This is a genomic window from Actinomadura opuntiae (assembly GCF_030283205.1).
GTDB lineage: Bacteria > Actinomycetota > Actinomycetes > Streptosporangiales > Streptosporangiaceae > Spirillospora.
In genome coordinates, this window is the sequence record NZ_JASNWF010000021.1 from 176,940 (window position 1) to 195,182 (window position 18,243).

The window sequence follows — 18,243 nt, forward strand, 5'->3', positions numbered from 1 at the left end:
ATCCCAGCGTTTGCCGCTTGACCTTCACCTTTGGGGAAGCAGCACAGTGGCCATGACCGGGCGACCGCCCGGAGCGAGGGAGCGATCCATGGGTCTGGTCGCCATCGGCGAGTTCGCGCGCATGTCGCGGCTGTCGCCCAAGGCGCTGCGCCTGTACGACGAACTCGGGCTGCTCGTGCCCGCCCACGTCGACCCGGACACCGGCTACCGCAAGTACGCGACCGCGCAACTCGGGCGCGCGCGAATGGTCGCCGACCTGCGCCGACTCGGCGTACCGCTGGCGCGGATCAAGGACATCCTGGCCATGGACGCCGGACTGGCCGCCGAGGAGATCCGCGTCCAGTGGGACGGAGCCGAGGCCGAACACGCCGCCCGCCGGGAACTGGCGCGCCTCCTCGTCGCCCGACTGCACGGAGCGAGGTCCGAGATGTACGAGGTCACCGTCCGCGACATGCCCGCACGCAAGCTGCTGAGCGTCGTCCGCCGCGCGCACGAGGACGAGTTGATCCCGCTGGGACGCGAACTGTTCATCCACCGCCTGCGGCGCGGGGGCGTCCCGCGGCCCGAGGGAATCACCGGAGCGCCGTTCATGATCTACCACGGCGAGGTGAGCGGTGATAGCGACGGTCCCGTCGAGTGGTGCTGGCCCGTCCTCGACGACCAGGCCGACGCCATCGCAGCCCGGTTCCCGGACCTCACCCTCCGCACCGAGCCCGCCCACCAGGAAGCGTGTGTCCGGCCGGCGGTCCCCGGACGCTGGGTCAGCACGACGGAGGCCGAACTCGCCATCCAGGCACTGGCCGACTGGGCCGCACGGCAACAGCGCATGCCCGCCGGAGCGATCCGGCTCGTACTCGCACCGAACGAGGAGCCCGGCCCGCAGAAGACCGGCCCGCGGAACGAATTCGCCCTTCCGCTGCGCTGACCGCCGTGGTGTGCGTACGAGGAATGATGGGTGGGAAAGCGCTCGGCAATGCGCCAGAAGGGGAGGATGCTCCGGTGCCGTCATCACCTCGGATCACTCATGTTTCCTGGGGACGTATGGAGGTCGAAGGACTTCCATCTGGCAAGGACTTCAAGCTGTATCCGGGAGGCGGGCGGGAGTGGGATTGGAGAGAGCACGGGACCCGGCACGAGCCGGGCATCCAACCCGCAGACGTCCAGGAACTCCTCGACCGTGGCTGCGCGGCCGTCGTGCTCAGCCGGGGGATGGAGCTGCGGCTGCACACCATGCCCGAGACGCTTGAGTTGCTACAGGAGCATGGTGTCGAGGTCTATGTGGAAGAAACGACCGCGGCCGTGGACACCTACAACAGATTGGTCGAGAAGGCGTCGGTCGGAGGCCTTTTCCACTCGACGTGTTGACCGGGAGCAGGTCCACGGCTGTTTCGTGTATCGGCGACGGGGTGTTTGGGCAGAGGCGAGGGGTTGGCCGTGCGGTGGGGTGGCGCTGGCGTACGGGGCCGCCCCTCCAAAGTCAAGGGCGCCTTCGGCGTCGCTTAGCGATGGACTTCGTCCACCCTTGACTTTGGAGCCTCTGCGGCCCCTGAGGCAGCGCCAAAGGGGCAGGCTCCGCCTGCCCCGCCCGGGTCGCGCCACCCCACCGCCCCCGAACCAGAGAACCAAGAGGCAGAGACGGAGAAGAAGACGAGTTCCCGCGTGTATGGGGCGCTGGCCTCACGCCGATGGTGCAGTGCGGGATCGCCCCACTTTCTGCGTTCAGGAGAGACCAAGCCACTTGATGGGCGTGCCGCTCCTGCGGCCCACGTCGTCCTGGGGCGCATCAGCGTGTTTCCTATTTCGGGCCGGGGCGTCTTGGCAGCTGGTCCGATCGGGTCCGCCAACGGTTCCTCGTGCTGACCGGGCCCACCTGTGTAGACGCTGGATCGGCTGCACCATCGCGGTCGGCGCCCCCCAGTCCCGTAACCGCAAGAGGCAGGGCAGCCGCGGTGAACGCCCGCCGGTGTAGTGCGCCAATCGGGCGGCAGCGCGCCGACGGGTGCGGCATCAATGGGCTCATACGACACCGTGCCATGGCGGCCCGGTATGAGGGCCTCCTCTGCATCGCCGTCATCGGCGTTCACCGTCCCCATCCGGTGTGCGGCCTCGGCGTCGTAGGTGTCGCCGAGGAAGAAGATCTCGCGCGCGAGCTTCTGCCCGACCTGCCGCGCCAAGGCACGCCGACCCGAACCCGCCTTCACAACTGCCTGACCTGCTTTTAGTACGGCCTAGTGGAACTGCCTCAGGGGCAGTGCGCCGGTGTCGTTGGTGAAGGGGGATGGAGTCTGGGGCGGAGCAGTGCAGGCCGGGGTGATGTGGGCATGCCGGTTCGCCCGAGATCCCGGAGAATTCGGGCGAACCGGTGGCGTGGTGGGGTGGGTTATGCGGCCCAGTTGATGGTGCTGTCGGGTGGGCCGAGCGTGCCCGGCGGGCCGTTCCCGGTCCGGGTTCTTCGGGCGTCGGATGGTGGCAGCAGCCGGTACACGTACCGCCCGTCGGGGTCTTTGCTGATGCCGATCTGGCGTGGGCTGCTGTGTTTGAAGCGGTTGTGCCATCCGCAGGTGAGGGTGAGCTGGTCGATGTCGGTGGGTGAGTTTCCCAGGGCCCAGCCGTGGACGTGGTCGACCTCGCACAACGTCCCCGGAATCTCGCACTCCCGCACCGCGCACGTCGGGTAAAGGGTTTCCAGGACCCGGCGTTGGGCGGGGCTGGCGAACCGCTCCCGATATCCCAGGTACAGGGGGTTGTGGCCGCGTCCCAGGATCAGGGGTGAGACTCCGGCTGACAGGGCGATGCGGCGCACCTGCTCGGCCGGGATGGGCGTCCCGTCGATGAGGTGGCCCGGGGCGTTGCCGCCGGTGAGGGTCTCCAGGTCGCAGATGACGGTGACCTTGGTGGCCTTGTGTCCGCCCGACAGCACACTCGACAGCGCCGCCGCGGTGCGTTCGGCGACGTCGCGGTGGTCGTCGGGTCCGGCCGGCTTCGCAAGCGGAGCCAGCGTGCCGTCCCAGATGGCGGCGTCTTCGGCGTTCAGCCAGCCCTTGATGTACCGGCCGCCGTCCAGGGAGCCGGTGCTGGTGATCCAGGACTTGGCGTAGCCGCGCTTGGCGTCCTCGGGTTCGTGTTCGGTGTCGTCGCGTTCGGCGATGACGTCGCGGATCCGGTGGCCGAACACCGCGATCTTCCCCGGAGAGAACCCCTGGCCGACCATCTCCAGCAGCTTGTTCTCGGCCTTGGCGCAGTCGGTGTCATCCAGCCGCGCCACCGAGTCGGCGACCGTGGCGGCATAGCCGTAGGACAGCTCTCCGGCCGCCAGTTGCTCGGTCACCTGCGGCAGGCGGTGGCGTTGCCGCGCCAGTGTGAGGCGTTCTTTGGCGCGGTTCTCGCGCATGCCCAGCCTCGACCGCAGCCACGCCCGCGTGGAGGGGAATCCCCACCTCTGCTGCTCTCCGGTGGCGTCGACGCGGCCGATGAAACCGGCCAGGGCGCTTTCCTGCTTATCGCAGGCGGCGGCCAGGTCTTCGGTGAGTTCAAGGCACGCGGCCGCCGATTCAGGGGCCTCTCGCTGGGCGAGTTCAGTGGCGATCATTGAGAGCGCGTTCACCAATTCCATGGTGGACGCGCCCGCAAGGTCGACCGTCACTGACTGCATACCTAAAGTGTACCCCAAGTGACCGACAATTGCGCACTGAGAAGAGGGCTTCTTCTTTGCTGATCAGTGGAAAGATATTGCTCAGTGAGCCTTTTTCAACGTGATGTGGTCTCGCGGAGTTGCAGGGTGTGGATGGCTTTGGCGATACGACCGGCGCGATGGGGGCAGCAGCGCAGCTTCCGCAGGATTCGCCATGATTTGAGCTGGGCGTTCGCTCGTTCACCGGGCCCGCGCAGCTTGGCGGGTGCACGGTTCGCCTCCTTCTGCGCTTCGGGCTTGTCGCGTCCCTTGTAGGGCGTGAGGACGTGCGCGCCGGCGCCCTGATACGCCTTGTCGGCCAGCACGACCAGTCCGGTGGCCGCCAGCGCCCGGATGACGCCCCAGATCCGGGCGGCCGCCAGGTCGTGGACCGAGCCGCGCAGCGGTCCCGACACCCACAGCAGAGCACCGTCTGGAGCGGCAATCACCTGGAGGTTCATGCCATGGCAGCGGTGTTTGCCCGAGTAGTACGGCCGGTCGGCGGTGACCCGGTCGATCGCGATCAAAGTGCCGTCCAGGACCAGATACGGCAGTCCGTCCCTGGCCGCTTTGGCCAGGGCGGCACCGAGTTTGGGCGACCGGGCGGCCAGCGCGTCGACGGTCTCGTTGACATAGCGCCACGCAGTGCTGGTGGAGACGGTGAAGCCCGCACCCAGTTCGGCGAAGGTCTCGCCTTTCCGCAAGTGGACCAGGGTCATCAACGCCTGCAGGCCGGGTGGCAGCGACCGGCCCTTGCTGCCGATCTTCTTGCGGTGCCCGCGGACGACACCGGTGGCGTAGGTCAGAGTCTGGCGCAACAACGGCAGCGAAGCACGATACAAAAGCATGCGGAGCCTCTGGTGCGGACGAGGGATTGTGAGAGATCAACCGTCCTACCAGGGGCTCCTTGACGTTCCGGGGCAGCCACACCGACCGCGACCATCATGTGATCAGCGGACCCACACGGCTGCTGAAAAAGGCTCAGTGCACCCCGGCTTCCTCTGCCTTTACCTGGTCGGTGAATTGTTCCTTTGGGGTGGTTTGTTGAGCACGCGTACGGGTGGGGGCGGTGGGGTGGCGCGACCCGGGCGGGGCAGGCGGAGCCTGCCCCTTTGGCGCTGCCTCAGGGGCCGCAGAGGCTCCAAAGTCAAGGGTGGACGAAGTCCATCGCGAAGCGACGCCGAAGGCGCCCTTGACTTTGGAGGGGCGGCCCCGTACGCCAGCGCCACCCCACCGCACGGCCAACCCAACACCCCTGCCCCAAACACCCTTAATCGAATATCGCGAAAATCGGCCTTCGATAACACCTGAAGAAGTAAACGCCAACCGTCAGCGCTCAGCGAAAAGCATGCGAGCTGAACGACGTGCCGTCCACCACCAAATCCGCCCGTAACCTCGTCCCGTCCGAGGTGAACAGTTCGGACTCGCGGGCGGACCAGCGGTCCCAGGCGTCGGCGTATTCGGGTCCGTCGCGGTCGAGGGCTCGGGCCCGGCGCAGTTCGCGTGGGGCGTCTATCCAGATGCGGTAGGCGGCGGGTGACTTCGCCCAGGAGGAGCCGACGCCCTCGATGATGAGCACCGGCGGGGGCGGGATCTCCTCCGGCGGGCCGTACCGGTCGTGGTGCCAGTCGTAGCGGCGCAGCAGCGCGGGGCGTCCGGCGCAGAGCGGGTCGAGGACGGTGCGGCGGAGCGGGTCCCACCAGGTGAGCGGGTCGGCGTCCCAGGGGACGCGGAAGTCGTCGGAGCGGACCACCGGCGCGCCGACCAGGACGGCCGCGAGGCGGTCGGCGAAGGTCGACTTGCCGGCGCCGCTCGGGCCGTCGATCGCGACGAGGCGCGCGGGGCCGCAGGACGGGGGCAGCGCGAGCAGCCGCGCGGCGAGCGCGGGGTAGGTCCGGAGCGGCGGCGGCACGGACGGCATACTTCCAGGTGCCCGCCCCCCGAAGGAGGACGTCCTTGCCCGGACCGCTCGAAGGCGTCGTGATCGTCGACCTCAGCCGCGTCGTCGCCGGACCGCAGGCCACGATGGCGCTCGCCGACCTCGGCGCGCGGGTGATCAAGGTGGAGCAGCCGGGGACGGGCGACGAGACGCGCGGCTGGGGGCCGCCGTTCGTGGGCGGGGACCAGGTCAGCACCTACTACCTGTCGATCAACCGGAACAAGGAGTCGATCACCCTTGATCTGAAGTCCGGCGAGGGGAAGGGCACGCTGGAGCGGCTGGTGCGGCACGCCGACGTGCTGGTCGAGAACTTCCGGACCGGGGTGCTGGACCGGCTCGGCTTCCCGGTGGCGCGGCTGCACGCGCTGAACCCGCGGCTGATCGTGCTGTCGATCACGGGGTTCGGGCACGACGGGCCGGAGGGCGGACGCCCCGGATACGACGCGATCATGCAGGGCGAGGCCGGGATCATGAGCGTGACCGGGCCGCCGGGAACGCCGAGCAAGGTGGGGCTCTCGATCGCCGACATCCTCGCGGCGGGCAACGCGACGTCCGGGGTGCTGGCGGCGCTGTACGAGCGGACGCGGACGGGCCGCGGCGCGGTCGTCCGGACGTCGCTGCTGGCGTCGGTGGTCGGCGCGCACATGTACCAGGGGACGCGCTGGACCGTCGCCGGTGAGGTGCCCGAGTCGGTCGGCAACGACCACCCGACGATCGCGCCGTACGGGACGTTCCGCTGCAAGGACGGGCAGATCCAGATCGGTGTCGCGAACCAGAACCTGTGGCGCCGGTTCGCACCGCTCGTCGGGCTCGACGCGGACGACCCGCGGTACGTCACGATCCCGGACCGTTCCGCGAACCGCGCGGCGCTGACGGCCGACATCGAGCGCGTCCTGGCGGAGGACACCCGGGAGGCGTGGCTGGAGCGGCTGAGCGGCGCCGGGGTGCCGGCGGGGTCGATCCGGTCGATCGACGAGGTGTACACCTGGGAGCAGACCCGCTCGCAGGGCCTGGTGATCGAGGTCGACCATCCGACCCTGGGCCCGATCGAGCTGCCCGGTCCGCCGCTGCGGTTCGACGGCGCCGAGCCGCGCGCGCACACCGCGCCGCCGTTGCTCGGCGAGCACACCGGCGCGGTCCTGGCCTGGCTGGACGAGATGGACGCAAACGACGAGGAGCAGGGGAGAGGCCAGTGAGGGATCTGCTCGGCGAGGCCGTCGAGGCCGTCGAGTCCGGCGGCCCGCTGCGGATCGCCGGACGCGAGCTGCCGCGCGACGAATTGCTCGCCCGCGCGTCCGCCGTCGCGGCGGAGATCGGCGGCGCGGGCGCGGTCGCGGTGCATGCCACGGCAAGCGTGGAGACGGTGGTCGCGGTCGTCGGCGGGATCATGGCGGGCGTTCCGGTGGTGCCGCTGCCGCCCGATTCCGGTCCCGACGAGCGCGCCCACATCCTGACCGACTCCGGCGCGGCACTGCTGCTGGCGCCCGCCGACGCCGACGCGGGCGACGACGGGCCGCCCCGGGTCCTGGTCGACGAACTGCCCCAGTCCGGTGGCGCGGACCCGGCCGAGCCCGGCCCCGACGCGACCGCGCTGATCCTCTACACGAGCGGGACGACCGGCGCCCCGAAGGGCGTGATGATCTCGCGGGCCGCGATCGCCGCCGGTCTCGACTCCCTGGCCGAGGCATGGGAATGGACCCCGGACGACGTGCTGGTGCACGGGCTGCCGCTGTTCCACGTGCACGGCCTCGTGCTCGGCGTCCTCGGGCCGCTGCGGGTCGGGTCGCGGCTCGTCCACACCGGGCGGCCGAAACCGGAGGCGTACGCGGAGGCGGCGGGCAAGGACGGCGGGAGCCTGTTCTTCGGCGTCCCCACGGTGTGGTCGCGGCTGGCGGCCGACCCGGCGTCCGCCGAGGCGATGCGGGCCGCGCGGCTGCTGGTGTCCGGGAGCGCGCCGCTCCCCGTGCCCGCCTTCGAGCGGCTGGAGGCGCTCACCGGGCACCGGCCGGTGGAGCGCTACGGCATGACCGAGACGCTGATCACGCTCAGCGCGCGCGCCGGCGGCGAACGCCGCCCCGGCTACGTCGGCCTCCCGCTGCCCGGCGTCGAGACGCGGCTGGTCGCCGAGAACGGCGACCCCGTCCCGGCCGACGGGGAGACGCCCGGCGAGCTGCTCGTCCGCGCGCGGCATCCGTTCAAGGGCTACCTCAACCGCCCGGAGGCGACCGCGAAGTCGTTCACGCCGGACGGCTGGTTCCGCACCGGCGACATCGCGACGATCGGTCCGGACGGCTGGCACCGCATCGTCGGCCGCGCGTCCACCGACCTGATCAAGAGCGGCGGCTACCGGATCGGCGCGGGCGAGGTCGAGAACGCGCTGCTCGCGCACCCGGCGGTGAAGGAGGCCGCCGTCGCCGGCACGCCGCACGACGATCTCGGCGAGCAGGTCACCGCCTACGTCGTGGCGGACGGGGTGACCGAGGGCCAGCTGATCGACTTCGTCGCCGGGCGCCTGTCGGTGCACAAGCGGCCCCGCGTCGTCCACCTGGTCGGCGCGCTGCCCCGCAACGCGATGGGCAAGATCGTCAAGACGCGCCTGACCGAGCTCGCGCCCTAGCTCGCGCCCTAGCCCGCGCCCGCCGCACCGGGTGGTGGACCATTCCGGCCTGACCAGTAAGGTCGTCGCTTGTGTCCAGTTCACCGGCCGCCGCGCACTCCCTCGATCCCGTCCCGCACGAGGCCCGCGAGTCGACCGCGGCGCACCAGTTCTGGAGCTGGTCGGGCGCCGACATCGCGCTGATCAACTGGGTGCTCGGCGCGCTCGTCGCCGGCGGCCTGTACTTCGCTCTGTCGGCCCGGCGCGGTCGGGCGTCGGAAGGGAGCCCCGCGTGATGCTCGTGACGAACGCCCGGCTGGCCGGGCGGGACGGCCTGCACGACATCGAGATCGACGGCGACCGGTTCGGACGCGTCGCGCCGGCCGGCGAGCTGGCCGGGGACGTCCTGGCCGACGCGGCGGGCGGCCTGGTGAGCCCGCCGTTCGTGGAGCCGCACGTCCACCTCGACACCACGCTCACCGCCGGGGAGCCGCGCTGGAACGCGTCCGGGTCCCTGTGGGAGGGGATCGCGGTGTGGAGCGAGCGCAAGACGGCCCTCACCCGCGACGACGTCGTGTCCCGCGCGACCGAGGTGCTGCGCTGGTACGCGGCGAACGGCGTGCTGCACGTCCGCAGCCACGTGGACGTCACCGATCCGGAGCTCGTCGCGCTCGACGCGATGGTCGAGGTCCGCGAGCGGGTGAAGGACGTCATCGGGCTCCAGCTCGTCGCGTTCCCGCAGGAGGGGATCTGCTCCTTCGAGAACGGGCCGGAGCTGCTGGAGGAGGCCGCCCGGCGCGGCGCCGACGTGATCGGCGCGATCCCGCACTTCGAGGACACCCGCGAGGACGGCGTCCGCTCCCTGGAGATCGCCTTCGACATCGCGCAGCGGTACGGGCTGCTGCTGGACGCGCACTGCGACGAGATCGACGACGAGCAGTCGCGTTTCGTGGAGGTGCTCGCCACCCTCGCCCGGCGCGGCGGGCTGCGCGACCGCGCGACCGCGTCCCACACCACCGCGATGGGCTCCTACAACGGCGCCTACTCCTACAAGCTCCAGCGGATCCTGGCCCGATCGGGCATCAACCTGGTCTGCAACCCGCTCGCCAACCTGTGCTTGCAGGGACGCTTCGACGCCTATCCGAAGCGGCGCGGCCTCACCCAGGTCAAGGAGATGCTCGCCGCCGGGGTGAACATCGCGTTCGGGCACGACGACGTGATGGACCCCTGGTTCCCGCTCGGGACGGCGTCGTCGCTGCAGGTCGCGCTGGTCGGCGTCGCCGCCGCGCAGCTCACCGGCGCCGCCGAGATCGACGAGGCGTTCGCGATGGTGACGGACCGGGCCGCGCGGGTCCTCGGGCTCGGCGACGGCTACGGGATCGCGCCGGGCCGCCCGGCGAACCTGGTCGTGCTGCCCGCGTCGTCGCCGTACGACGCCGTCCGGCGGCAGACCCGGCCGTCCCACGTCGTCGCGCGCGGCCGGATCGTCGCCGAGACGCCGCCCGCGGTGACCCGGCTGACCTGGCCGGGCCGCGACCCCGAGGACGTCGACTTCGTCCGGGCCCGCGACCGCCGCTGAGGCCGGATGGCGGCGCGCTAGGGGAGCAGCGCCGGCAGCAGCGGGCGGACGAGGTCGGCGGCGGCCGACTCGGGGAGGTCCGGGGCGTCCGGCGGCGCCGAGAAGTAGTGCAGGAAGGCCTGCTGGAAGCACGCGCCCATCAGCAGCGCCGCGATCGCGGCGGTGTCGGCGCCCGCCGCGACCCGGCCGAGGTCGCGCTCGGCGTCCAGGTAGCGGGCGAGGGCCCGCACCGGTTCCCGCGGGCCGGCGCCGTACTGGCGCAGTGATTCGCGGGTCGCGGCCATCAGCACGGGCTGCGCGGCCATCGACGCCATCATCGGGAACGCGCGCCGGTAGAAGGCGAGCCCGCCGTGCACGACCGCGACCAGGGTGGCCTCCACGGTCGCCTCGCCGGGGACGGCCCGTGCCGCGAACGCCGGCATCCGCTCCTTCAGCACGCTCAGCATCAGCTGCTCCTTGTCGCGGAAGTGCTTGTACAGCAGCGCCTCGGAGTAGCCCGCGGCCTTGGCGATCTCCTTGGTGGTGGCGCCCGCGACGCCGCGCTCGCGCATGACGTCCGCCGCGGCGTCCAGGATCCGTTCCCGCGCGCTCATCCGCCGCCCCTCTTGACAGTGAGTGAATCTTTACCCACCCTAGTGGTTAGTAAATACTCACTCACCCCTCGGGGAGGGATCGACGATGAAGCTCACGGTCTTCGGAGCGACCGGCGGGATCGGCACCCGGCTGGTCCGCCGGGCGCTGGAGGCGGGCCACGACGTCACCGCCGTCGTGCGCGACCCCGGCAGGATGCCTGCCGGCCTGCGCGAACGCGCGGACGTCGTGCAGGCCGACATCATGGACCCCGGCGCGATCGAGGAGGCGGTGAAGGGCGCCGACGCCGTCGTCAGCGCCATGGGCCCGCGCGAGTTCGGCCCGACCACCGTCTGCCGGGACAGCTCCAGGAGCATCATCGCCGCCATGCGGGCGACCGGCGCCGGCCGGTTCCTCATGGTCAGCATGGGCGCGATCGAGGCCATGCCGGGCGACGACCCGTTCACCCGGTACGTCGTCAAGCCGGTCATTCTCGGCCGGATCCTGCGGCACGGCATCGCCGACATGCGCGTCGCCGAGGCCCAGGTCCGCGACTCCGGGCTCGACTGGACGATCGTCCGCCCGCCCCGGCTCATGAACAAGGAGGGCAAGGGCCGCTACCGCCAGGCCGTCGACCGGAGCGTGCCCGGCGGTTACACCATCTCCCGCGACGACGTCGCCAAGGCCCTGCTCGACCTCACCGGCGACCTGTCGTCCATCGGCCACGTGGTCTCCATCGCGGGCTGACGGCCGGGGACGGGCCCGCATGACACCTGTCATGCGGAACGCCTGACAGGCGCCGCCCGAACCGGTGACACGCGCTTCTACCGGCGGCCCGCCGCGGCCCGCGACGCTGAGGACATGGACGACACCGCCAGCCGTCCCGGCCGCGTCGCTACAGTCGGGGAGAAGGAGGAGCGGGACATGACGGTCGCGACCACGGCGGATCTGGAAGCGCAGGACACCCGCAGGTTCGAGCGGTACCGCCGGGTGACGCAGCGCTCGTTCCTGTGCGCGGCCCTCGGGTTCATCGTGCCCGGCCTGGCGGGGATGGCCGCGGCCTACGGCGACGGCCGGATCGGCGTCCCGGTCGCCGTCCTCTGCGTCGCGGGCCTCGGCCTGATGACGTGGTACTACATGCGGCTCGTCCGGGCGGGGCTGGAGGGCGGCGCGTCCCGGCGGGACATCGTGGCCAGCGGCGCGGTGACGGCCGCGCTGAGCCTGATGCTGTTCGCCCACCCGCTGTTCAGCGTCGTCCCCGTCTGCTGGGTGTCGGCGGTGGTGCTGGCGCCGATGAGCCGCCGCAGGATCGTCGCGCTGTGCGTCGGCACCGGCACGGTCTCGGCGGTCTACGCCACCTTCGCCGCCAGGCATCTGCACCCCGGCGGCCACATGCCCTGGTACTCGCTGTTCCTGTTCATGGCCGCGCTGTACACGGCCACGTGCGGTCTCGTCGCGTTCGTCAACCGGTACCAGCGGCGCATGTGGGACCTGCACCAGGAGACCCACGCGGCGCGTGCCGCGCTCGCCCGGCTCGCCGTCACCGAGGAGCGGCTGCGCTTCTCCCGCGACCTGCACGACCTGCTCGGCCACAGCCTGTCGCTGATCGCGGTGAAGAGCGAGCTGGCCATGCGGCTGGCGGAGGCCGACCCGGCCCGGGCCGGCGCCGAGATGGCCGACGTGCGGCGCGCCGCCCGCGACGCGCTCCGCGAGGTGCGCGCCGCCGTGCACGGCTACCGCGCCGTCGAGCTGGACGCCGAGCTCGCCGGGGTGCGAGCGGTGCTGGAGGCCGCCGGGGTGCGCTGCGACGCCGGGGACGTCCCGGACGGCCTTCCGGCCGAGGTCCGCGCGGTGCTCGCCTGGGTGATCCGGGAAGGCGCCACCAACGTGATCAAGCACAGCGAGGCCCGGCACTGCGCCGTCGCCCTCACCCCGTACGGTGGCTCCGTGGTGCTGGAGATGCGCAACGACGGCGTCCGCGGCGGCGCGGCCACCGGCGACGGTGCCGGCGGCGGTGCCGGGCTGACCGGTCTCGCCGAACGCGTCGCCGTCGTCGGCGGCGAGATCACCGCACGTCGGCACGGCCGCGACGGGTTCCTGCTGCGCGCCGTCGTCCCGCTCCCGCGGCCCGATACGGACGTCCCGTTCGATGACGAGCCCCTGCCCGCCGAGCCCCTGCCCGCCGAGGACGCGCGGGTCGCGGACGCCGCCCGCGCCGGGACGGCGGCCGTCGCCGAGGGGAGCGGCAGGTGATCCGGATCCTGCTAGCCGACGACGAGCACCTCATCCGCGGCGCCGTCGCCGCGCTCCTCGGGCTGGAGCCCGACCTGGACGTCGTCGCGGAGGTCGCCCGGGGCGACGAGGTGGCCCCGGCCGTCGCCGCGCACGATCCCGACGTCGCCGTCCTCGACATCGACATGCCCGGCGGGGACGGCCTCACCGTCGCCGAGGAGCTGAACTCGGCCGGCGTCCGCTGCTCGGTCTGCATCCTCACCAGCTTCGGCCGCCCCGGCTACCTGCGCCGCGCCATGGCCGCCGGCGTCCGCGGCTTCGTCGCCAAGGACGCGCCCACCCAGGAGCTGGCCGCCGCGATCCGCAAGGTCCACGAGGGCGGCCGGTACCTGGACGCCGAACTCGCTGCGACCGCCATGGCCGCCGGCGACAACCCACTGACCGAGCGCGAGCGCGAGATCCTCCGCCTCACCGGCGCCGGCACCGAGACCGCGCGCATCGCCGCGCTGCTGCACCTGTCGGAGGGCACCGTCCGCAACTACCTGTCCACGGCGATGAGCAAGCTCGGCGAGGGCTCCCGCTTCGCCGCCGTCCGCGCCGCCCAGGAGATGGGCTGGATCTGACCCGCCCCTTTAGGGTGGTCCCGTGACTGAGCCTCTGGTGCCCCGGATGCGGGAGTTCGGCGAGACGATCTTCGCGGAGATGTCCGCGCTGGCCACGGCCACCGGGTCGATCAACCTCGGCCAGGGCTTCCCGGACGGGGACGGCCCGGGGGCCATGCTGGACGCGGCGGTCGAGGCGATCCGGTCGGGCGGCAACCAGTACCCGCCGGGGCCGGGGGTGCCCGAGCTGCGGGAGGCCGTGGCGGCGCAGCGGCTGGAGCGCTACGGGCTGTCCTACGACCCGATGTCGGAGGTGTACGTGACGGTCGGCGCGACGGAGGGCATCGCCGCGTCGGTGCTCGCGCTGGCCGGGCCGGGTGACGAGGTCATCGTGTTCGAGCCGTACTACGACTCCTACGCCGCCGTGATCGCGCTGGCCGGGGCCGTCCGCAGGCCCGTCATGCTGCGGCCGGTGGAGGGGCGCTTCACCTTCGACCCGGACGAGCTGCGCGCCGCCGTCGGGCCGCGCACGAAGGCGGTCCTGGTGAACTCGCCGCACAACCCGGCGGGCACCGTGTTCACGCGCGGCGAACTGGAGGCCATCGCGGCCGTCTGCCGCGAGCACGACCTGGTCGCGATCACCGACGAGGTGTACGAGTACCTGACCTTCGACGACACCGAGCACATCCCGCTCGCCACGCTCGACGGGATGCGCGAGCGGACGGTGTCGGTCTCGTCGGCGGGCAAGACGTTCTCGGCGACCGGCTGGAAGACCGGCTGGGTCACCGCGCCGGCCCGGTACGTGCGGGCCGTCCAGACCGTCAAGCAGTTCCTCACCTACGCGGTCAGCGCCCCCTACCAGCGCGCCGCCGCCTACGCGCTGAGCAACGAGATCGCGTGGGTGGCGGAGCTGCGCAAGTCGCTGCAGGCCAAGCGGGACCGGCTCGTCACCGGGCTGGAGGCCGCCGGCTTCACCGCCTACCGGCCGCAGGGCACCTACTTCGTGCAGGCCGACATCCGGCCGCTCGGCTTCTCCGACGGGCTGGAGCTCGCCCGCGCGCTGCCCGCGAAGGCGGGCGTGGTCGCGATCCCGACGCAGGTGTTCTACGACCACGTCGAAGCGGGTGCGCATTTCGTCCGGTTCGCGTTCTGCAAGAAGGACGAGGTCATCGACGAGGCCGTGGAGCGCCTCCGGCGGCTCGCCTGAATTTCCGGGGCGCCGCTGTAAACACCGCCCCGCGGCCGGGATTACGTCACGACACCCGATCCCGACTGGAGTGCTCGTGGATGATCCCGAAACACGGTTCACCCGGCTGTACGACGAGAACCACCGGCGCGTCCTGGCGTACGCGCTGGCACACGCCGAGCCGCACACCGCCGAGGACATCGCGGGGGAGACGTTCCTGATCGCCTGGCGGCGGCTGGACGAGGTCCGCGACCCGGCGCTGCCGTGGCTGCTCGCGGTCGCCCGGAACCTGCTGCACAAGCAGCGCGACCGGGGCCGCCGCGGACGCGACCTCGCCGAGCGGATCAGGACGCTCACCACGCCCCGCGACCTCGCCGCCTGGGACGTGGCCGAACGGGTGGTGGAGCGCGAGACCGCGCTCGCCGCCGTCGCCGCGCTGCCCGAACGCGACCTCGAGGTGCTCGCGCTCGTCAACTGGCACGGCCTGGACACCCGGCAGGCCGCGCGCGTGCTGGGGTGCTCGGCCCCGGCGTTCGCCGTCCGCCTGCACCGCGCCCGCAAGCGCCTCGCCCGCGCCCTGGACGCGGCCGGGGCCGGGGACGAACCGGTCCGCGCGTCCCGTTCCGAGCTGCCCGTCGCCGGAGAGGCGGCCCGATGATCCCCGGAGAGAAGATGAACGACACCGACACCGCCTTCCGGGCGCTGAAGCCCGCCGCGCTGGACGAGCTGGCCGCCGACGCGCACGACCGGGTCCGCGACGCCGAACTCGCCCGGATCATGCGAGCCTCCGCCGAGCCCGCGCCCGTCCCGCGCGCCGTCACGCGGCGGAGCAGGCGTCCGCTGCTGCTCGTCGCCGGAGTCGCGGCCGCCGCGTGCGCCGTGGCGGGCGGCGTGGCCGTCACCGGCGGGGACGGCGGCCACACGGGACGCCACGCGCCCTCCGCACAGTCGTCACCGGTCGACGCGCGCAAGTTCCTGCTGGCCAGCGCGCGGACGGCCGAGCGCGCCCCGGCCCGTCCCGGCCGCTACTGGTACACGAACGAGGTGACGTCCGAGTACCACACCAAGGAGGAGGCGGACTCCCTGCGCAAGCGCCAGGAGAAGGGCAGGGCGGTGCGCGGTGCGAAGTCGCCGGCGCCCGCCGCGGCGAAGGGCGGCGACACACCCCGGTTCGCGTACTCCCTGGTCACGGGGCAGGAGAGCTGGCTGTCGCGGACGGGCCGCGACCGGTCCCGGACGATCACCGGGATCGGCGCGCGGACGAGCTTCCCCACCCCGGCGGACCGGGCCGCCTGGCGCCGGGCGGGCTCGCCGGACCTGCTCTCGAGCTACGGCCCCGGCGGGGTCAGCAACTATGACCATCCGCTGCGCTACCAGATCGGCGACGTGCAGGTCACGACCGCCGGCCTGCTGAAACTGCCCGTGACGGCGGACGCGCTCGGCGCCGAGATGCGCCGCCGCCACGGCGCCGACGCGCGCAAGCGCTCCGGCGTCGGCTCCTACGCGGACTACCTCTGGTGGACGGCGCAGGACCTGCTGGCCGGGCCGATCACGCCGGGCACGAAGGCGGCGCTGTACCGGCTCCTCGCCGACCAGCCGGGCATCCGGTCGGAAGGCGCGGCGACCGACCGGCTGGGCCGCAGGGGCGTGGCGGTCTCGAGGGCCGAGGGGACGGGGCACCGGCGGCTGATCATCGACCCGAAGACGGCGGAGCTGCTCGCGGACGAGTACTTCAGGGGCCCGGGGAGCACGCCGTCCCTGTCGATGACCTACAAGGCGATGGGCTGGGTGGACTCGCTGGACGACCGGCCCTGACCGGGCGGAGATTGCCGAACGGGCGGCGCTCCTTGGGCTGGTTTCGCCCATGAGCGCCGCCCGCCGCGCGGTTAGCGTTCGGGCCGTGAGCCGGGGTAGGGACCGGTCAGCAGAGCAGCCGAGGAGCGATGACGTGCCCGAACCGATCGAAGTCCGCAAGATCCCCATCGAGAGCGTGACCGACGCGTCCGGGCTGGCCCGGCTGATCGACGACGGCGTGCTGGAGGCCGACCGGGTCCTGGCGGTGGTCGGGAAGACCGAGGGCAACGGCGGCGTCAACGACTACACGCGGCTGCTGGCCGACCGCGCGTTCCGCGAGGTGCTGATCGCCAGGGGCACCCGGCCGGCGGAGGAGGTCGCACGCGTCCCGCTGGTGTGGTCGGGCGGCACCGACGGGGTGCTGAGCCCGCACGCGACCGTCTTCGCCACCGTCGACCCGGCGGGCGCGCCCGCGTCGGACGAGCCGCGGCTGTCGGTCGGCGTCGCGATGAGCGAGGTGATCCTGCCCGAGGACATCGGCCGTCCGGCGATGGTGGAGACGGTCGCCGCGGGCGTCCGCGACGCGATGAAGACCGCCGGGATCGACGACCCCGCCGACGTCCACTACGTGCAGACCAAGACGCCGCTGCTCACCCTCGACACCATCAACGACGCCAAGTCGCGCGGCCGCGACGTCGTCACCGAGGACACCCTCAAGTCGATGGACGTCTCCAACTCGACCACCGCGCTCGGCATCGCCGTCGCGCTCGGCGAGATCGAGACGCCGTCGGCCGAGCAGATCCACAAGGACCTGTCGCTGTTCTCCTCGGTGGCGTCGTGCTCGTCCGGCGTCGAACTGGACCGGGCGCAGATCGTCGTCGTCGGCAACGTGCGCGGCATCGGCGGCCGGTACCGGGCGGGGCACGGTGTGATGAAGGACGCACTCGACGCCGACGGCATCTGGGACGCGATCCGCTCGACCGGCCTCGACCTGCCCGAGAGGCCACGCGCGTCCGACCTCGGCGACCGGCTCGTCAACGTGTTCGTCAAGTGCGAGGCGGACCCGTCCGGGTCGGTGCGGGGACGCCGCAACATCATGCTGGACGACTCCGACGTGCACTGGCACCGGCAGATCAAGGCGTGCGTCGGCGGCGTCGCCGCGTCCGTCACCGGCGACCCGGCGGTGTTCGTGTCGGTCGCGGCGGTGCACCAGGGCCCGTCCGGCGGCGGCACCGTCGCCGCCATCGCCGACCTGGGCTGACCCGCCGCCCGGCGACCTTGATCGCGGAGAGTATCCGAATCGGTACCCACGGCACTCGCCGGAGGCTATAGCCTTCCTGCCGTGTCCGGACTGACCATTCCCGAACCCCAGTTCCCCGGGGACGACGGCGGCGCCGATCCCCGGCTGTGCGAGGCCCTCGCCGGATACGCGGCCGGGCGCGTCGGCCAGCACACGGTGCTGCGGCGGCTGCAGAGCACCCGGCTGCTCGTGCCGATCGTCGCCGTCCTCACCGAGGAGGAGGAGACCGAACCCGGCGAGCCGCGCCGGGAGAAGTCCAGCGACATGGCGCTGCCCACGCTGATCGGCGACGACGGCCGGCGCGGCGTGCTCGGTTTCACCTGCATGGACACGATGAAGGCGTGGCGCGCCGACGCCCGTCCGGTCGCGGTCCGCGCCGGCGACGCCTGCCGCGCCGCCCTCGACGAGGGCGCGGACGCGCTGGTCGTCGACGTGGCGGGTCCCGTCCCGTTCGCGGTCGAGGGGCTGCGGCTGCACCTGCTCGCCGAGGGGCGGCCCGTCCCGCCGCCGCACGAGGACCCCGACGTGCTCGCCGCCGTCGAGGCGGCGTTCGGCCACGACCAGGCCGTCACCGGGGTCCGGCTCACCGAGGGCACGTCCGCGGAGCTGGCCGTCCGGTTCGCGGTGGTGCCCGGGCACGACGAGCGCGTCACGGTGCAGCGGGTCTCGGACCGGCTCGCCGAGGTGCTGCGCGGCCGGATCGTCGGCGGCGTCGAGCTGAGCGTCGTCCGGCGCGGCTGACGGCCGGAAAACCGCTGGCGCCCGGCGGCGCGCC

Annotated in this window: 19 protein-coding genes; 15 read left to right on the forward strand and 4 right to left on the reverse strand. The window is 72.4% G+C overall.

All coding sequences use genetic code 11. The features are described from left to right. The first annotated feature begins 88 nt into the window (after nt 1–88). From QP089_RS37610 to QP089_RS49070, 3 genes are all read left to right on the forward strand, one after another. Nucleotides 89–925, forward strand: a complete 837-nt coding sequence (locus tag QP089_RS37610; RefSeq protein ID WP_285918513.1) for a MerR family transcriptional regulator — start codon at nt 89–91, stop codon at nt 923–925. Between the two features lie 26 nt (nt 926–951). Next, entirely contained in the window at nt 952–1,365 is a 414-nt protein-coding gene (locus QP089_RS37615) for an Mth938-like domain-containing protein (protein WP_285918567.1), read from the forward strand. A 668-nt stretch (nt 1,366–2,033) separates the two neighbouring features. Beyond that, nucleotides 2,034–2,222, forward strand: coding sequence for a hypothetical protein (locus QP089_RS49070; RefSeq protein WP_285918515.1), 189 nt, complete (start codon nt 2,034–2,036; stop codon nt 2,220–2,222). Nucleotides 2,223–2,380: 158 nt separating this feature from the next. Here QP089_RS49070 and QP089_RS37625 read toward each other — a convergent pair whose 3' ends face one another. The 3 genes from QP089_RS37625 to QP089_RS37635 form a co-directional block, all read right to left on the reverse strand. After that, nucleotides 2,381–3,652 carry an HNH endonuclease signature motif containing protein gene (locus QP089_RS37625; RefSeq protein ID WP_285918517.1) on the reverse strand — a complete coding sequence of 424 codons (1,272 nt, stop codon included), beginning with the start codon at nt 3,650–3,652 and terminating at the stop codon, nt 2,381–2,383. A gap of 95 nt (nt 3,653–3,747) precedes the next feature. Further along, complete coding sequence (locus QP089_RS37630; protein ID WP_285918519.1) at nt 3,748–4,518, reverse strand: transposase family protein; 771 nt, start codon at nt 4,516–4,518, stop codon at nt 3,748–3,750. Between the two features lie 488 nt (nt 4,519–5,006). Continuing rightward, nucleotides 5,007–5,591 carry a uridine kinase family protein gene (locus tag QP089_RS37635; protein ID WP_446474118.1) on the reverse strand — a complete coding sequence of 195 codons (585 nt, stop codon included), beginning with the start codon at nt 5,589–5,591 and terminating at the stop codon, nt 5,007–5,009. 35 nt (nt 5,592–5,626) lie between these two features. Between QP089_RS37635 and QP089_RS37640 the strand changes: the two genes are divergently transcribed. From QP089_RS37640 to codA, 4 genes are all read left to right on the forward strand, one after another. Then, nucleotides 5,627–6,805 carry a CaiB/BaiF CoA transferase family protein gene (locus QP089_RS37640; RefSeq protein ID WP_285918522.1) on the forward strand — a complete coding sequence of 393 codons (1,179 nt, stop codon included), beginning with the start codon at nt 5,627–5,629 and terminating at the stop codon, nt 6,803–6,805. Beyond that, complete coding sequence (locus tag QP089_RS37645; protein ID WP_285918523.1) at nt 6,802–8,226, forward strand: acyl-CoA synthetase; 1,425 nt, start codon at nt 6,802–6,804, stop codon at nt 8,224–8,226. Before QP089_RS37640 ends, QP089_RS37645 begins: the two co-directional genes overlap by 4 nt. 71 nt (nt 8,227–8,297) lie before the next feature. Beyond that, the gene (locus QP089_RS37650) at nt 8,298–8,501 is read left to right on the forward strand and encodes a hypothetical protein (protein WP_285918524.1); all 204 of its coding nucleotides are present in this window, start codon (nt 8,298–8,300) and stop codon (nt 8,499–8,501) included. Further along, entirely contained in the window at nt 8,501–9,784 is a 1,284-nt protein-coding gene (gene codA, locus QP089_RS37655) for a cytosine deaminase (protein ID WP_285918568.1), read from the forward strand. The genes QP089_RS37650 and codA overlap by 1 nt, the downstream gene beginning before the upstream one ends. Nucleotides 9,785–9,801: 17 nt before the next feature. On the opposite strand, the gene QP089_RS37660 is transcribed toward codA, so the two are convergent. Next, entirely contained in the window at nt 9,802–10,377 is a 576-nt protein-coding gene (locus QP089_RS37660; protein ID WP_285918525.1) for a TetR/AcrR family transcriptional regulator, read from the reverse strand. Nucleotides 10,378–10,462: 85 nt separating this feature from the next. Between QP089_RS37660 and QP089_RS37665 the strand changes: the two genes are divergently transcribed. From QP089_RS37665 to QP089_RS37700, 8 genes are all read left to right on the forward strand, one after another. Then, on the forward strand, nt 10,463–11,101 hold the full coding sequence (locus QP089_RS37665) for an NAD(P)-dependent oxidoreductase (RefSeq protein ID WP_285918526.1): 639 nt from the start codon (nt 10,463–10,465) through the stop codon (nt 11,099–11,101). Nucleotides 11,102–11,215: 114 nt separating this feature from the next. Next, on the forward strand, nt 11,216–12,607 hold the full coding sequence (locus QP089_RS37670) for a sensor histidine kinase (RefSeq protein ID WP_285918528.1): 1,392 nt from the start codon (nt 11,216–11,218) through the stop codon (nt 12,605–12,607). Continuing rightward, entirely contained in the window at nt 12,604–13,209 is a 606-nt protein-coding gene (locus QP089_RS37675) for a response regulator transcription factor (protein WP_285918530.1), read from the forward strand. The genes QP089_RS37670 and QP089_RS37675 overlap by 4 nt, the downstream gene beginning before the upstream one ends. A gap of 22 nt (nt 13,210–13,231) precedes the next feature. Continuing rightward, nucleotides 13,232–14,395 (forward strand): pyridoxal phosphate-dependent aminotransferase, encoded by a 1,164-nt coding sequence (locus QP089_RS37680; RefSeq protein ID WP_285918532.1) that lies wholly within the window; start codon nt 13,232–13,234, stop codon nt 14,393–14,395. A 76-nt stretch (nt 14,396–14,471) separates the two neighbouring features. Continuing rightward, nucleotides 14,472–15,032: an RNA polymerase sigma factor gene (locus QP089_RS37685; protein ID WP_285918533.1), complete on the forward strand. Its 561-nt coding sequence runs from the start codon at nt 14,472–14,474 to the stop codon at nt 15,030–15,032. Nucleotides 15,033–15,046: 14 nt separating this feature from the next. Then, nucleotides 15,047–16,189, forward strand: coding sequence for a CU044_5270 family protein (locus tag QP089_RS37690; RefSeq protein WP_285918534.1), 1,143 nt, complete (start codon nt 15,047–15,049; stop codon nt 16,187–16,189). A gap of 133 nt (nt 16,190–16,322) precedes the next feature. Beyond that, nucleotides 16,323–17,429 carry a barbiturase gene (gene bar, locus QP089_RS37695; protein WP_285918535.1) on the forward strand — a complete coding sequence of 369 codons (1,107 nt, stop codon included), beginning with the start codon at nt 16,323–16,325 and terminating at the stop codon, nt 17,427–17,429. Nucleotides 17,430–17,510: 81 nt separating this feature from the next. Continuing rightward, nucleotides 17,511–18,209, forward strand: a complete 699-nt coding sequence (locus tag QP089_RS37700) for an SseB family protein (RefSeq protein WP_285918536.1) — start codon at nt 17,511–17,513, stop codon at nt 18,207–18,209. Nucleotides 18,210–18,243: the final 34 nt, after the last annotated feature.